The 15681-nt window shown below is 60.7% G+C and carries 16 protein-coding genes; 4 read left to right on the forward strand and 12 right to left on the reverse strand.

What is annotated here, in order from left to right; all coding sequences use genetic code 11:
- Positions 1-3 precede the first annotated feature (3 nt).
- From N4A58_RS04505 to N4A58_RS04520, 4 genes are read right to left on the reverse strand one after another with little or no spacing between them, the layout of a single operon-like run.
- Positions 4-699: an RraA family protein gene (locus tag N4A58_RS04505; protein ID WP_293708139.1), complete on the reverse strand. Its 696-nt coding sequence runs from the start codon at positions 697-699 to the stop codon at positions 4-6.
- Positions 700-714: 15 nt separating this feature from the next.
- Positions 715-1035, reverse strand: coding sequence for an AzlD domain-containing protein (locus tag N4A58_RS04510; RefSeq protein WP_293708140.1), 321 nt, complete (start codon positions 1033-1035; stop codon positions 715-717).
- Positions 1032-1754, reverse strand: a complete 723-nt coding sequence (locus N4A58_RS04515) for an AzlC family ABC transporter permease (RefSeq protein ID WP_293708141.1) — start codon at positions 1752-1754, stop codon at positions 1032-1034. Before N4A58_RS04515 ends, N4A58_RS04510 begins: the two co-directional genes overlap by 4 nt.
- The gene (locus N4A58_RS04520) at positions 1751-2227 is read right to left on the reverse strand and encodes a hypothetical protein (RefSeq protein WP_293708142.1); all 477 of its coding nucleotides are present in this window, start codon (positions 2225-2227) and stop codon (positions 1751-1753) included. The genes N4A58_RS04515 and N4A58_RS04520 overlap by 4 nt, the downstream gene beginning before the upstream one ends.
- Before the next feature lie 148 nt (positions 2228-2375).
- Between N4A58_RS04520 and N4A58_RS04525 the strand changes: the two genes are divergently transcribed.
- The gene (locus N4A58_RS04525; protein WP_293708143.1) at positions 2376-4157 is read left to right on the forward strand and encodes an IlvD/Edd family dehydratase; all 1782 of its coding nucleotides are present in this window, start codon (positions 2376-2378) and stop codon (positions 4155-4157) included.
- Between the two features lie 21 nt (positions 4158-4178).
- Complete coding sequence (locus tag N4A58_RS04530) at positions 4179-4916, forward strand: SDR family oxidoreductase (protein ID WP_293708144.1); 738 nt, start codon at positions 4179-4181, stop codon at positions 4914-4916.
- A 169-nt stretch (positions 4917-5085) separates the two neighbouring features.
- On the opposite strand, the gene N4A58_RS04535 is transcribed toward N4A58_RS04530, so the two are convergent.
- The 7 genes from N4A58_RS04535 to N4A58_RS04565 all read right to left on the reverse strand — a co-directional run bounded on the left by N4A58_RS04535 (position 5086) and on the right by N4A58_RS04565 (position 13050).
- Complete coding sequence (locus N4A58_RS04535; RefSeq protein WP_293708145.1) at positions 5086-5970, reverse strand: DMT family transporter; 885 nt, start codon at positions 5968-5970, stop codon at positions 5086-5088.
- A 12-nt stretch (positions 5971-5982) separates the two neighbouring features.
- On the reverse strand, positions 5983-6708 hold the full coding sequence (locus N4A58_RS04540) for an SDR family oxidoreductase (RefSeq protein ID WP_293708146.1): 726 nt from the start codon (positions 6706-6708) through the stop codon (positions 5983-5985).
- Between the two features lie 34 nt (positions 6709-6742).
- On the reverse strand, positions 6743-7798 hold the full coding sequence (locus N4A58_RS04545) for a Gfo/Idh/MocA family oxidoreductase (protein WP_293708147.1): 1056 nt from the start codon (positions 7796-7798) through the stop codon (positions 6743-6745).
- On the reverse strand, positions 7798-9288 hold the full coding sequence (locus tag N4A58_RS04550) for a UxaA family hydrolase (RefSeq protein WP_293708148.1): 1491 nt from the start codon (positions 9286-9288) through the stop codon (positions 7798-7800). Before N4A58_RS04550 ends, N4A58_RS04545 begins: the two co-directional genes overlap by 1 nt.
- A 231-nt stretch (positions 9289-9519) precedes the next feature.
- Complete coding sequence (locus N4A58_RS04555; protein WP_293708149.1) at positions 9520-11115, reverse strand: TRAP transporter large permease subunit; 1596 nt, start codon at positions 11113-11115, stop codon at positions 9520-9522.
- Positions 11116-11118: 3 nt separating this feature from the next.
- On the reverse strand, positions 11119-11925 hold the full coding sequence (locus N4A58_RS04560; RefSeq protein WP_293708150.1) for a TRAP transporter small permease subunit: 807 nt from the start codon (positions 11923-11925) through the stop codon (positions 11119-11121).
- Positions 11926-12033: 108 nt separating this feature from the next.
- Positions 12034-13050 carry a TRAP transporter substrate-binding protein gene (locus N4A58_RS04565; RefSeq protein WP_293708151.1) on the reverse strand — a complete coding sequence of 339 codons (1017 nt, stop codon included), beginning with the start codon at positions 13048-13050 and terminating at the stop codon, positions 12034-12036.
- Between the two features lie 227 nt (positions 13051-13277).
- On the opposite strand from N4A58_RS04565, the gene N4A58_RS04570 reads away from it, so the two are divergent.
- Complete coding sequence (locus N4A58_RS04570; RefSeq protein ID WP_293708152.1) at positions 13278-13946, forward strand: GntR family transcriptional regulator; 669 nt, start codon at positions 13278-13280, stop codon at positions 13944-13946.
- A gap of 16 nt (positions 13947-13962) precedes the next feature.
- The gene (locus N4A58_RS04575) at positions 13963-14808 is read left to right on the forward strand and encodes a fumarylacetoacetate hydrolase family protein (protein WP_293708153.1); all 846 of its coding nucleotides are present in this window, start codon (positions 13963-13965) and stop codon (positions 14806-14808) included.
- A gap of 117 nt (positions 14809-14925) precedes the next feature.
- On the opposite strand, the gene cobF is transcribed toward N4A58_RS04575, so the two are convergent.
- Positions 14926-15681 (reverse strand): precorrin-6A synthase (deacetylating), encoded by a 756-nt coding sequence (gene cobF / locus N4A58_RS04580; RefSeq protein WP_293708154.1) that lies wholly within the window; start codon positions 15679-15681, stop codon positions 14926-14928.

The raw sequence follows: 15681 nt of genomic DNA on the forward strand, positions 1-15681 counted from the left end.
GGCTTAGTCGATCCAGACGGCCTTGCCTTCGGCCACCATCGCGTCGAGGTCGAAGAAGGACTTGGCACCGCTTTTGACCTTGGCTTCGAAGGCATCTTCGGCGGCTTTGACGTCTTCGAGCGCTTTGATAGTCGCGTCGATCTTGGCGTATGGGATCACGACGACACCGCTGCGGTCGGCCACGATGATGTCACCGCTGCGGACATATTGACCGCCAACCATCGCCCCATCGCCCACTGTGGCGGGCCCATTGGAATAGGGGGAGTTCGGGTTCAGACCGGTGCACCAAGCGGGCAGGCCGACCTCTTCGATGCCTTCGACATCGCGCATGGGCCCGTCTGTGACGAAACCCACCAGATCGTTATTCTTCATCATCCCAAGGATCAGGTCCCCGCAGGCCGAGGTGCCCTGATGCCCGTGGACCGCAGACAGCAGAATGTCGCCTGCCTGTACGATCGACAGCGCGGCCATGGTGGCCAGAATTTCCGCGGGACCGTTTTCCGCAACGACCGCGGTCCCGACCACTGGGCCGCTGGTGGTTGCCGCGCCGATGGGGGCAATCGCGGTGTCCAGCGATCCTGCGCCGTTCATCGCATCACAGACAAACCCCGTGGGCACGCCGCGAAAGGCATCGATCTGAGCGGCAGTCGGGCGCGGAAAATTGGGGCGGATGCGCAGGATGGGCGGTTCTTCGAGCATGGTTCGGCCTTTCAGTTAGAAGATAAAACGCAGGGCATAGAACGTCGCCATGCCCGCAATGATTGAGAAAATGACGTTCACGCGTAGCCCCACAACCAGAGCGGCGAGGGCGGCGGTAATGCGGATCGGATCGACAGTGCCATCGGTGGCAGGGGGCCAAACGACCAGCGGCATGAAGATCGCCGGAAACACCGCGACCCCGACATAGCGCAGGTGCAGGAGCGCCCATTCGGGCATCTCCTTGCCGCCAAAAATTCCGAGGAACGAGAAGCGGATCAGGAAGGTCCCAAGCCCCAAAAGCAGTGTCAGCACCCAGAAATCGAAATCAGAAATCATGCGGCCTCCTTTGCCGCGCGGCGGCGCAGGTAGAGTTCCGTTTGCGCGCCGCTGATCATCGCCAGCGTTGCAGCCACCATGATCCCGAGGTTCCACGGAACCCACGAGAACAGCAGGATGCTGACGCCCGACACGAGCGCGGCAACGTAGTGGGGCACGGACCGGAGCAGGGGTCCCGTCAGGGCGATGAAGCAGATTGGCAGCGCGAAATCGAGCGACAGGGACGCAGGGATCGCCTGACCCACATAGGCGCCGACAAAACTGAACCCGTACCAGAAAGGGCAGATCAGCATCATGCAGCCAAAGTAATACGCGACCTTGGCTGCGGGCGGCATGTCGGGGTGCTCTTCATAGGTTTTGACGCAAACGGCAAAGGCTTGGTCCACCATCAGATAGGCCATAAGCGCGCGGATGCTGAATCTCGCGTGACCGATATGAGGCACCAGAGCCGCCGAATACATCGCCATCCGCAGGTTCACAGCGAGCGAGGTGAGCAACGCAATGAAGACGGGCGCGTTGTCTTGGAGCAGCGCTAACGCGGTGAATTGCGCGGCTCCAGCGATCACCAAGACGGTCATGCTCATGGTCTGGAACAGGTCCAGACCCGCGTCCCGTGCCACCACGCCAAAGAGCATGGAATAGGGGATCACGATCAACACAAAGGGCGCGCAGTCGATGTAGCCGCGCCAGAACGCCTTGCGCGCGGTCAACTGGGTCATTGCAGCGACCGTGCCCGCCAGTTCAGACGCACATAGGCCAGACCAGAAGCCGTCGAGACACATCCAGCCTTTTGCCGCGCCACCAGTTCAGCGCTCTGGTCGGTCAGGCGATTCAGCTCTTCCATTCGGTCACATTGCAGCAGAGCAGACAGCACGTCGTACTTGGTCTCAATCCCTGCAATGGCGGAGAGTTGATCATCTCCGCGGGCCCGAATGCCCTCCATCTGTTCTGCAATTGCGGCGTTCCAGACCTCTTGTGTCTTGGTAAAGCACAGGGCGGATGCCGCATGCATGTCTTCTGGCATGCCACCGCATTCGGCGTGGGCCAGATCGACACAGCTGTTCGGATTGGTTTGGGCGTCAAAGGCCTCTGTCAGGCACTGATCCACTGTTTTCATGGACATTTCTGCTTGTGCTGCGCCTGTCACAAGCGCCGCCGACATGGCCGCAATCGCGCCAATTCTCAGTCTCATAGTAATCCTCCCGCACGGCTCTCCCCAGCCGCGTTGATTCTGGTATACCAAAATATTCTTGCGCTTGGTATACCATTTGAGTTTTGTAGAAGGACTGGCAGCGAACAACAAGATTCGCCACGCCTCATGAATTTTCTGGGAGGAAACCATGTCCAACACCCGCGCGAACAAGCGGTTCCGCTCGCAAGAGTGGTTCGACAATCCCAATAATCCGGGGATGACGGCGCTGTACCTAGAGCGCTATCTGAATCAGGAATACACCCGCGAGGAATTGCAGGGCGAAAAGCCGATCATTGGTATCGCGAACACCGGCTCCGACATTGCGCCCTGTAACAAGATCCACGTGTTCCTGATGGACCGGATTAAGGCCGGCATCCGCGCGGCGGGCGGCGTTCCGATGGAATTCCCCGTGCACCCCATTCAGGAAACCGGCAAGCGCCCCACAGCGGCTTTGGACCGCAACCTGTCCTATCTAGGGCTGGTCGAGGTGCTGCATGGCTACCCGCTGGATGGCGTCGTGATCACCACGGGCTGCGACAAAACCACCCCTGCGATGCTGATGGGTGCGGCCACGGCCGATCTGCCCGCCATTGCCCTGAACGGCGGCCCGATGCTGGACGGCTGGTGGAAGGGCAAGCGCGCAGGTTCGGGCACCATCGTCTGGGAAAGCCGCCGTCTGCTGTCCGAAGGCGAGATTGACTACGAAGAATTCATCAGCCGTGTGTGTTCGTCCGCGCCGTCGCTAGGGCACTGCAACACCATGGGCACCGCGTCGACCATGAACGCGATGGCTGAGGCTTTGGGCATGTCCCTGACCGGCAACTCGGCGATTCCCGCGCCCTTCCGCGAGCGGATGGAGATGGCCTATCAGACCGGCAAGCGGATCGTGGAGATGGTCTATGAGGACCTGAAGCCCTCTGACATCCTGACCCGCGAAGCCTTTGAAAACGCGATCAAAGTGAACGCTGCGATTGGCGGCTCCACTAATGCTCCGCCGCACCTGCAGGCCATCGCGCGCCATGCGGGCGTCGAGCTGGACGTCAAGGATTGGGAGACCGTCGGTTTCGAAATCCCGCTGATGGTGAACATGCAGCCTGCGGGCAAGTACCTTGGCGAAAGCTTTTTCCGTGCGGGCGGCGTCCCTGCGGTCATGGCCGAACTGCAAAAGGCCGGTCACATCCACGAAGGCTGCATGACCGCCACGGGCAAGACCATGGGCGAGAACCTGACCGGCCTTGGCTCCGAGGATGAAGACGTGATCACCACCTATGGCGCGCCCTTGCGTCAGAATGCGGGTTTCAAGGTGTTGTCGGGGAACCTCTTTGATAGCGCGCTGATGAAGACCTCGGTGATCTCTGCGGACTTCCAGAAACGCTTCTTGTCCCGTCCGGGCGAAGAGGGTGTGCACGAGGCCCGTGCGATCGTGTTCGAAGGCCCCGAGGATTACCACGACCGGATCAACGATCCGTCTCTGAACATCGACGAGAAGTGCATTCTGTTCATTCGCGGCGTGGGTTGTGTGGGCTATCCCGGCAGCGCCGAGGTCGTGAACATGCAGCCGCCAGATGCCCTGTTGAAGCAGGGGATCAACCATTTGCCCACCGTGGGCGACGGGCGTCAGTCGGGCACCTCGGAAAGCCCGTCGATCCTGAACGCCTCGCCTGAATCGGTTGTGGGTGGGGGATTAGCTTACTTGCGGACAGGCGACATGGTGCGCTTGGATCTGAATGCCTCGACCATGGATGCTTTGGTCTCTGACGAGGAATGGGCGCAGCGCAAGGCGGATTGGACACCGCCCGAGATCAAGCACCAGACCCCGTGGCAAGAGATCTATCGCACCCACGTGGGGCAGTTGGACAAGGGCGGATGTCTGGAACTGGCCACCGCCTACCACAAGGTCTGCCAAGACCTGCCGCGCGATAACCACTGACCCAAAGGGAGGGGAGGCCCGATGGCTAAGACAATCATCATTACCGGCGCCGCGCGCGGTGTGGGCAAAGCCTGTGCGCAGCATTTCTTGGACAACGGGTGGAAGGTCGGCATCGTCGGCCGCACACCCGCCACGGTGCAGGAAATGGCAGACAGCCACGAGAATGCACTGGCCCTGCCATGTGACGTGACCAATGAGGCCGAGGTCGACGCGGCCTTTGACAAGGCGCTGGCGGAATGGGGGCGGATTGATGCCCTGTTCAACAACGCTGGGGTCGCGATGAAGGGCACGACCATCGACACGGTCGATGTGGATGCCTGGCGCGAGCTGATCAATGTGAACGTGACCGGCAGCTTTATTTGCGCGCGTGCGGCCTTTGCTCGGATGCGGGCGCAGGACCCCCAAGGGGGCCGGATCATCAATAACGGCTCTGTCTCGGCCTATGTGCCGCGCTGGGGCTCTGCGCCGTATTCGGCCTCGAAACACGCGATCACCGGTTTGACCCGCAGCATTTCGCTGGACGGGCGTCCGTTCAACATTGCGTGCGGGCAGATCGACATCGGCAATGCGCTGACTGATATGGCGCAGGCGATGACCCAAGGGGTGCCGCAAGCCGATGGATCGATTGCGGTGGAGCCTGTGATGGACGTCGCCCATGTCGCAAGCTCTGTCCTGCACATGGCGGAACTGCCGATCGAAGCCAACGTTCAGTTCATGACCGTGATGGCAACAAATATGCCCTATATCGGGCGCGGTTAACCCATCGTTAACCGAAACTATGCTTCCTGTTGGGTGTTAGAACCCGGACTTACCCGCCGGCCCTCGTGGTCGGCGGCTTTTTTTATGCCGCGTCCCTAGGCGAAGAAGATGCGTTGCAAGTCTTAAGAATTTCTGCGGGGGCAGGACGGGCCCACTGGGGCCCATCTGTTTACCGTTTCAGGCTGCGCTCGCGCTGCCAGATATAAAGACCCGAGGCGATGATGATCGCACCGCCAGCCAGCGTCCACAGCGTGGGCCATGTGTTGAACACAAGGATCCCCGCGAGCGAGGCTAGGAACACCTGAATATAGACCACTGGTGCAAGCAAGGACGCATCCGCCCACCGATGCGCGATGGTGGCAATGGTGTGACCTGTCGCGCCGAAAAATCCGATCAGGCAAAAGATGATCCACGCCTGCGTCGTGTCCGGCCAGACCCAGTTTTGCAGCGCAAAGGGCAGCAGGGCAGTCATGGCGATCCCGCTCGACCAGATTTGCTGGGTGGCGTTCGCCTCGACCCCCGACAGCAGTCGGGTCATAATGAAATAGAGCGATGCGCACATCAGGCCCGCAAGGCTAAAGAACATCGCCGGGTGAAAGGCCGTGCCCCACGGCTGGATCACCACCAGAACGCCGCTGAACCCGACGCACACTGCAATAATACGGCGCAGGCCGACCTTTTCCCCAAGGATCGGGATCGCCAGAATGCTGGTCACGATAGGACCGGCAAAAAAGATCGTCGTCGTGATGGTGATCGGCAAGTGTTTCAGCGCCATGAAGTTCATGACAGTGGAGCCCAGCAGAAACAGGCTGCGCAGCAGCTGTTTCACGGGGGCGTTCGACACCAGTGCCGCGCGCCCTTCTCGTGGGACGTAGAAGGCAAGCGCCAGAATGAAATGGCCGAAATAGCGGGCAAAGACCACCTGAAGCGTGGGCAATCCGAACAGGATCAACCACTTAGCCGAGGTGTCGATGCAGGTAAAGAACCCCACGGCCAGACACATGAGCAAAAGCCCAGCGCCTGTGCGGTCCTCTCTTGGGATCGAGGTCCCCAAGGGGGGACTCCTTTAGCCGGCCGCCCAACCGCCGTCGATGATATGCGCCTGACCGGTGGTAAAGCTGCTTTCGTCCGAGCCAAGATAGACGACCAGATGCGCGATCTCGTCTGCGGTGCCGATCCGGCCCATGGGCTGGCGTGCTTCAAACGCGGCGCGGGCCTCTTCGTAGTTGCCCATGGCGCGCAGGCGGTCATGCAGAGACGGGCTGTCCACGGTGCCCGGGCAGATGCAGTTCACGCGGATGCCTTGTTTCACATAGTCCACGGCCACAGATTTGGTCAGGCCAATCACGGCGGCCTTGGATGCACCGTAGATGCAGCGATTGGGGGCGGCGATCAGGCTGCTCGCCACCGAGGCGATGTTGACGATCGACCCACCGCCCCGTTCGAGCATGCCGGGCAGGGCGGCCTGCATTGCGTGGAACTGGGATTTCACGTTCAGGGTAAAGGCAAAGTCGAACTCGTCGTCCTTTGCTTCCAAGATCGTGCCGCCGTGCACGAACCCCGCACAGTTCACCAAGATATCGGGCTGCGCGTCCTGAATAGCAGTGGTCAGAGCCGCTTTGTCGGTGACGTCCAGCGCCATGGTTTTTTCGACGTTCAGCCCGTCGAGCAGGTCGCCCTTCAGGTCGGTGGCGGTGACGATGGCACCCTCGCGGGCGAAGTGTTCCGCGACGGCGCGGCCGATGCCTTGGCCCGCTGCGGTGATAAAGGCGCGTTTTCCTTCCAGCCTCATCTCAATTCTCCAATCTATCGGTTTCGGGGCGGGGTCAGGCCCCGCGAAAATCATCTGGGACGTCGCCGCGTTTGACGGGGTGTCCGTCGCGGCCCGACAGGACCGCGGCGAGGGTCAGTTCGAGCGCCGCTGCGCCATCGGCCAACGTGCACAGGATATCATCTTGGCCGCCCGCGACGACGTCCGCGAACCTGTCAATCTGGGCCAGCAAAGGGTCAATCTTGTCAAACGCTTGCGGGGCGTGGCGGGTCAGGGGCTTGGACCACTCGATCTCTCCTCCGTCGCTCCGGCCCCAGCGGGTGAGCGAGGGGAAGGCCAGCGCGCCTTGGGTGCCGATGATGCGCAGGTAATCCTCACCCGAGGCGGCGATGGCGGGGTTTTCGGCACTGGCCGCTTCGAACGCCCAAGGCGATGCGCCAGCATCGGACATCAGAACGGACCCAAGCGCGCCATTGCCGAACCGCAGGGACAGCGCCGCGGTGTCTTCGATCACCATGCCCCGGCGCGCATTGGAGGTCAGGGCAGAGACTTCGTCAATCTCGCCGATCAAGAAGCGCAGAAGGTCAAGTTCGTGGCTGACATTGGTCATCAGAACCCCTGCGCCGGGCTGCGTGCGCCACGGGGTGTCGTAGTAGGTGTCGTGCTTGCGCAGCGACCACAGTGTTTGCACCCCGATCAAATCGCCGATCTGCCGCAGGGCTTCTCGGGCTGCGATGCTAAAGGGGTGACAGCGGCGATGATGCCCACAAAACAAGGGCTTATCGCCTGCCACTTCGGCCAATGCTTTGGCTTCGCCCACCGTGGCGGTCAGAGGTTTTTCGATGATGCCTGCCCATCCGCGATCCAGAATTTGCAGGGCACTGTCGTGATGCAGCTGCGTCGGCGTGGCTGAGATGGCGGCGCAGGTGGCAGCAGGGGCATCCTCAATGGTTGCCACGGCGGTCAGTCCCATTTGGGCCAGCTCTGCGCGGCGCGCGTCAGAAGGCTCAACGATGCAGGTCAGATCGACTTTATCCGACGTTTGCGCCACTTCCACGTGACGCATGCCGATCGAGCCTCCACCAATGACGCAAAGTGGTAAACGGGCCATTACATCACCGCGCCAACCTGCCATGGGACGAATTCGTAGTCCCCAAGGCCCAGCTTTTCCGATTTTGTTTGCTCGCCCGAGGCCATGCGGAGCCACATTTCGTAAATTTCGCGGCCCACGTCCTCGACGGTTTTGCCGTCGGAAATGATCGTTCCCGCGTTAACATCCATGTCCTCGTGCAAGCGGTTGTACATCTCGGTGTTCGTCGCGACCTTCATCGAGGGCGAAGGTTTTGCGCCGAAGGCTGATCCGCGGCCCGTGGTAAAACACACGAGATTACAGCCACTTGCGATCTGTCCGGTCACGGATGCGGGGTCGTAGCCGGGGCTGTCCATAAAGGTGAAACCCTTGGCCGTGACGGGTTCTGCGTACTTGTAGACACCGGTTAACGGGGTCGTGCCGCCCTTGGCTGCGGCGCCGAGGGACTTCTCGAGGATCGTGGTTAATCCACCTTTTTTGTTGCCGGGGCTGGGGTTGTTGTCCATGGAGCCGCCATTGCGGTCTGTGTAGCCCTCCCACCATTTGATCAGATCGATCAGCTTGTCGCCAATCGCGCGATCAGCGGCGCGGGCGGTCAGCAGGTGTTCTGCCCCGTAGATTTCGGGGGTTTCGGCCAGAACGCCGGTGCCGCCTTGGGCCACTAGCAGGTCACAAGCGTAACCGACGGCGGGGTTGGCGGTGATGCCGGACCACGCGTCCGAGCCGCCGCATTGCAGGGCGACCATCAGCTCGGAGGCGGGGCATTCCTCGCGTTGTGCCTTGTTCACTTCTGGCAGCATGGCGGTGATTTGTTCGATGCCAATCTCAACCGTTTTGCGCAGGCCGCCGTGGTCCTGAATGTTCATGGTCTGGAACAGCGGGCCGGGGGTCAGACCGTAGGCTTCGATCAGCCAGTCAATCTGCATCATCTCGCAGCCGAGACCCGCCATGAGTACGCCGCCCACATTCGGGTTTTTCGCGTAGCCCCAGAGGGTTCGCTGCAATAGCTCGAAGCCGGTGCCGTCGCCGCCCATGGCGCATCCGGTGCCGTGCACAAAGGCCACAACACCATCGACATTGGGGTAGTTGGCCATCACCTCGGGGGTGAAGTGTTGGGCGATCATGCGCGCCGCTGTGGCCGAGCAGTTCACCGAGGTCAGGACCGCAATATAGTTGCGGGTACCAACGCGCCCCGAGGGGCGGCGATAGCCCATAAAGGTGTCCTGCTGGGGCGCGGGGGCGACAGGGCGCAGGTTGGTCGAGAATTCGTAGTCCGTGTCCACATTCCGAAATTCGAGGTTGTGGGTGTGGACGTGCTGCCCCGCCTGAATGTCGGTGGCCGCGTAACCAATGAGCTGCGCGTATTTCAAAACAGGGGCGCCCGCAGGAATATCACATGTGGCCATTTTATGCCCGCGCGGGATCAGCTGTGTCGCGCCATCTTCGCCGATTTCGAGGGGGGTTTTGGCGGTCACAACGTTGTCGGCTTCGGACAGGCGGACGGTTTTCATGGTTAATTCCTTGACCTTCACAGCGCCGAAACGGCGCGAAAATCGGGGTATGGCTGGCGTCTGGTTCACGTATGGCAAACGTCATGACGTTGCGCCGGTGCTTGCTTTGGGGGTCCGGGGCGGCGTCGTGCGTCGGGCCGGACGAAAATCTGGGGGATCATACCCGATCCCGAGGGGGTAGGGACCGGGGCGGCAGCATGTCCGCCCCGGCCGAGTTTCAAAGACCTCTTCCTAGAGGAACAAAGTCACGATCGGGGGCCAAATCAGGAGGACCGACAGCGCAATTAGCTGGATCGCGATGAAAGGAAGGAAGCCTTTGAAAATGTCGGTCAGCGAGATGTGCGCCGGTGCGACGGACTTCAGGTAGAAGGCCGCAGGACCAAAGGGCGGCGACAGGAAGCTCACCTGCATGTTCATACAGAACACAACGCCGAACCAGATCGCGACGTGGCGGGGTTCGAGGTGGCCAAGGACGCCGATCTCTTCGACCGGAAGGCGCAGCACGATGGGCAGGAACACGGGCATGATCAACAGAACGATACCAACCCAGTCCATGAACATCCCCATGATCAGGAAGATGAACATCATCACCAGAATGACACCCATGGTCGGCAGGTCAGAGCCCACGATCATGTTCGCCACATAGGTCGGACCACCTGCCAGCGTGTAGGCTGCTGCCAGAGCGGCCGCACCGATGGTCACCCAGATAATGGTGCCGGTCGATTTCAGCGTGCGCATCAGGCTGTCCCAGACGATGTCAAAGGTCATCTCGCGGCGGACAAGGCCGATGACGAACACGGCGACCACACCCATACCAGCGGCTTCGGTGATGCCGGTGATGCCACCGTAGATCGAGCCAAGAACCACGCCGATCACGATGATCGGTGCCACGAGGCCCTTGGACATGTCCCAGCCAGCCTTGGAGCGATCTTTGCCAACCAAGAGGTAGACAACCAGCGCCGACAGGACAAAGGCCGCGATCAGGTAGGGCAGGTCCGATACCATCCCGAGGAAGATCGGCTCGACCCCTTCGGTTACGGCGTTGTCGCCGGTGACGGTGAAGAACAGGTTACGGGCGATCAGCACGCCGGTGATCCACATGGACAGACGACCCAAGAAGCCAAGGAACATGAGGCCCTTTTCTTTGCCTTTGGGATCGGTGGGATCTTCGGGCGGCAGGGGCGCCATCTCGGGGTTCATGAGGCTACGGAACAGGATGTAGATCATGAAGAACGAGGCCAGCATGAAACCGGGCAGGAAGGACGCGGTGAACAGCGCCTTGATCGAGGTTTCGGTGACCAGACCGTAGAAGATCAGAACGATCGACGGCGGGATCATGGTGCCGAGCGAGCCCGACGCACAGATGGTGCCGATCGCGAGGTTCTGGTTGTAGCCCAGACGCAGCATCTGGGGCAGGGCGATCAGACCAAGCAGAACGACTTCGCCGCCGATGATGCCGGACATGGCCGCCATGATCACCGCCATCAGCGAGGTCACAAGGGCAATACCGCCACGGGTGCGCGACAACAGCTGGTTCAGGGCCGAGTACATGTCCTTGGCGATGCCGGATCGTTCCAGGAGCGCGGCCATAAAGATGAACAGCGGGACCGAGATCAGGACGTAGTTCGTCATCTGGCGGTAGACCGCCTGCCCGAGGACCGAGAACGGTCCGCGGCCAAAGGTGTTGAACAGGATGTCGACGTCGAATTTGAGGACCAGCGTCACCACCGCAAGGAAGGCAGACGCAAAGCCCAGCGGCATGCCGATCGCCAGCAAGGCAAACATGCCAAGCAGCAGGATCATGCTGAGGGTACCGATATCAACCATAACTTATTTGTCCTCCAGCGTACGACGCAGGGTTTCGATCTCGTGCTCGTCGATATCGTCGTGGCCGTGGTGTTCGGGGGCTTTGTTCCAGTCGGCGATCAGGTTGGATACGGCCTGAACTGCCACAAGAACGATGATGATCAGGATCGCGGGCTTCACGGTGCCCGGAAGGGGCGGATCCCACGCGGTGCCAAAGGTCTCCATCCGCAGCATCCGGGTCCAGGCGTCGTTAAAGCCGCCCCAGACGAGGGTGAAGGTAAAGAGCAGGATCAAGAGGACAGAGATCACATCCGCGGTTTTCTGGAACGCGCGGGGCATCATGTCGTAGATCACATAGATGCGGATGTGGCTGCGCTGCTGCATCGCATAGAGGCCCGCGAGCAGGAAGATGAACGACGCGATCCAAAGGGACAGCTCGTTCGCCCACAGGGTCGGACGGTTGAAGGCGTAGCGCGAGACGACCTCGTAGAACATGACCATCACAACAAAGGCGATCGAGATCATGGCGAGGCGCGAGGCCACAAGCGAAATGTAGTCAAAGAAACCGCTGGGGCGCTCTTCGATCGGGCCGACGGTGTCGGACAAATAGATCGAGGCAAAGAGCAACGCTCCGGCCAGCGAAAAGAGCATCAGCATCGCAAGAGGACGGCCCGCGGGGCGGATCATCTCGTACATGCCGATAGGCTCGGCAGAAACAAACTGGCTGACGATCAGGATGACAAAGGTGAGCAGGGCGAGGCCGGTAAAGCCGATCATCCCCAGTCGCACTGGTCCCCTGAGACCCCCGAGCCAAACGCTCTGGTTCTCCATGTTGAAAACTCCTTGCCTGAATCCCGTTTGAGTAGTCTGCGGGTGGAAAAAAGGCGGGCCATATGGAATAGGCCCGCCCGATTGTCAGGCTATGTTCACGTTAAGTGATTATTCGGCGATCAGGCCGAGCGAGCCGAGGTACTCGCGGTGGCTTGCAACCAGCGCTGCAGCCTCGGGGGTCTTGGCGGCCCAACCGTCCCATGCCTTCTGAGCAGCCTTGCGGAAGTCTGCACGATCCTCAGCGGACCAGTCGTGCAGGGTCACGCCGTTTGCAGCCAGTTCAGCAGCAGCTTCGGCGTTCTTCTTCTCGTTCGACAGAGCAGTGTGCAGGGTCAGTTTCTGCATCGCGGTGTCGATGATGCGGCGGTGCTGTTCGCTCAGGCCGTCCCAGACGTCTTTGTTACACGCCAGGTGGTCCGACGGCATCGAGTGGAAGCCGGGGTAGGTGGCGTGCTTCACGATGTCATAGAGACCCAGACCAACGTTGTTGTAGATGCCCGAGGCGTCTGCACCGTCGATGATGCCGGTTTCCAGCGCGGTAAAGATTTCGGTGAAGTCCATCACGATGGGCGACGCGCCCATTTCGGTGAAGATTTCGGTTTCCAGACCCGGGGGCGAACGGAACTTCCAGCCCTTCAGGTCTTCGGGGCCCGCGATGGGCTTGGACGAGGACAGGGATTCCTGACCATAGAGCCACCAGCCGATCAGCTGCATGCCGTTCGCGTTGTACAGTTCCTGAGCCGCGTCATAACCGCCGCCGTAGTACAGCCACGAAATCTGCTGCCAAGGGGTGTCGTAGCCGCCCATGATGTCGCCAACGAACTGGAACGCTGGGTTTTTACCGGTCTGGTACGCACCGCCGGTCATGTCACAGTCGAGGATGCCGTTGACGGCCGCGTCCCAAGTCTCGGTGGTCGCAACGACCGACGAGCTGTAGAACATTTCAATCGCGATTTCGCCGCCCGACATGGTCTGCACGTCGTCGATGAACTGGGCTGCCAGCTTACCCGAGGGGTGCTCGGTCGCGTAGTGTGTCTGGATGCGCAGGGTTACGTCCTGAGCCGATGCTGCGGTTGCCGCGATTGCGGTCAGGGCAGCAGATGCAAGAAGCTTGCTGATTTTCATAATTATATGTCCTCCCTCGGCGGCCTCCTCTTGCCGCCGTTCCTTCGTATGGTCGGTTCCACCCGACCAGCGAACAGATGGTATACCATCCTGAATCGACGCTATCCAAAGCGAACTTCACTTTCAATCATTTTTGGTATACCAAATTCAAAAAAATCATCTAATGTGATTACGGCCCATAGGATGGGTTCGGTAAGGGCTAGAAATATAAGGGTTTTAAGACGGGGATGGCCGAAGAGACTTTGCCGGAACAGATTGCGCGGCAGCTGCGTCGCGACATTCTGAGGGGGAAACTGCCCCCTGGCACGACGATCAAAGAACGCGACAATGCCGCAGAGCTGGGGGTCAGCCGGACCCCCATGCGCGAGGCGATCCGTATTCTGGCCCAAGAGGGTCTGGTCATCCTGCGTCCGGCCCGAAGTCCGATCGTGGCACAGCCCTCGATCAAGGAGATTTCCGATCAGGTGACGGTTCTGATTGCCCTTGAGAAACTGTCACTGGAACTGGCCTGTGTGCATGCCACCGAGGCCGAGATCGATGATCTGGCGGCGACCATGGATTACATGGATCAGAACTTTGAAACCGCTGATCCGCTCGACATGTTCGAGGTCGACATGGGCTTTCACCATGCTTTGGCGGTCATGTCCCATAACGATGTGATTGCCGAATTGCACCAGACCCTGATGGAACGCCTGTGGCGGGCCCGCTACATGGCCGCGCGCCGCCGCCGCAACCGCGAGCGGGTGATCGTGCAGCACGGCGCGATTGTGGATGCCCTGCGCGCCCGTGACCGCGCCGCCGCGCTGGTCGCGATCGAGGCCCATCTGGGCCATCTGGACCGAGATATTCGGAACGTCCTCGAGCAAGAAGCCGAGGCCGCTCTGGTCACCAAATGATTTGGAGGAGAAATCAATGAAACTTCTACGTTTTGGCCCCGCAGGTCAGGAAAAGCCCGGCATTCTGGACGCCGAAGGCAATGTGCGGGACCTGTCGGGCAAGTGCCCCGATTTCGCGGGTGCGGGCGTGTCTCTGGAGGCGTTGGACGCCATCCGTGCCATCGACGTGGACAGCCTGCCTGTAGTGGCAGAGCCCGGCCGGATCGGATCGTGCGTGGCGTCTGTGCCGAACTTCTTCTGCATCGGTCTGAACTACGCCAAGCACGCCGCTGAAACCGGCGCGGAGCCGCCCAAGGAGCCGATTATCTTTAACAAGGCGACTTCGGCGCTGTCGGGTCCGTTCGATGACGTGGTGATTCCCAAGGGATCGGTGAAGTCGGACTGGGAGGTCGAGCTGGGTGTCGTGATCGGCAAAGAGGCCAGCTATGTGTCCGAAGAGGACGCGCTGTCCTACGTGGCCGGCTACTGCGTGATCAACGACATGTCCGAGCGCGAGTTCCAGATCGAGAAGGGCGGTCAGTGGATCAAGGGCAAGTCGGCCCCCACATTCGGCCCGACCGGCCCCTATCTGGTGACCGCTGAAGAGGTGGGCGATCCCCAGAAACTGGCGCTGTCCTTGGATCTGAACGGCGAGACTGTGCAGGATTCGAATACCGATGACATGATCTTTAGCGTCAAAGAGATCGTTAGCTACATGAGCCAGTTCATGAAGCTGCAGCCCGGTGACATCATCGCGACCGGCACGCCGTCTGGTGTGGGGATGGGCATGAAGCCCCAGCGCTTCCTGAAGCCTGGCGACAAGATGACTGTGCGGATTGAAGGCTTGGGCGAGCAAGAGCAGACAGCTGTGGCCTGCGAGTAAGGGCTACCGGACTGGGAATGGGTGAGGGCGTCCTGCGGGGCGCCCTTATTTGTTTGTGGGGTGTTTGGTTGGCGTTGGTGAATTGGGTATTTTTGCCAAGAAAGAGGGAGCGGTGGCTTATTCGGCAGTGCGGCGCAGCAGGTAGATGTCCATGCACCAGCCGTGGGCGGTGCGGGCGGCGGCGCGGGTTTCGATGATGTCTGCTTGGACCTCGGCAAGGGGGCCTGCGCGGCGGATTTCGTTTTCCATCCCGGCGTAGGCGGTCCAGTAGATTTGGATGCCCGTGGGGTCAAGGTGCTGGAAGGAGCAGGCGCCGTCTAGCATCACGACGGCCGTATCCGAGCCAGCGGGGAAGCCGTTGTCGCGAATCTGGCGGCCGGTGGTGATGGTCACGGGGCCGTTGATTTCATTGAGCGGGATGGCGTGGCCTGCGGTCAGGGTCTGGATCGAGGTGATGCCGGGGATGACCTCGACCGTGATTTCGGTGGTTTTGGTCAGGCGGTCGGCGATGCGCAGTGTCGAATCATAGAGGCTGGGGTCGCCCCAGACGAGGAAACCGACGGTGCCCCCCTGTGGCAGGGTCGCTTGCATGGTTTGCAGCCAGATATCGGCGATAGCGTCGTGCCAATCGTTGACCTTTTGCCCGTAGTCGCTGGTGGATTCGTCGCGGATGGGCAGGGCGAAGTCGGCGATTTTGGGCTGGGTCGTCAGAACTTGGGTACAGATTTCGTGGCGCAGGCCCGCCAGATCGTCTTTGCCCGCGCCCTTGGTCGGGATCAGGATCGCGTCGACACCGTTCAGGGCGTCGATCGCTTGGAGGGTCAGGTGCTTGGGGTTGCCCGTACCGATGCCGACGAGTTTCAGATGATACAT

The organism is Donghicola sp. (assembly GCF_025210255.1).
Lineage (GTDB): Bacteria > Pseudomonadota > Alphaproteobacteria > Rhodobacterales > Rhodobacteraceae > Donghicola > Donghicola eburneus.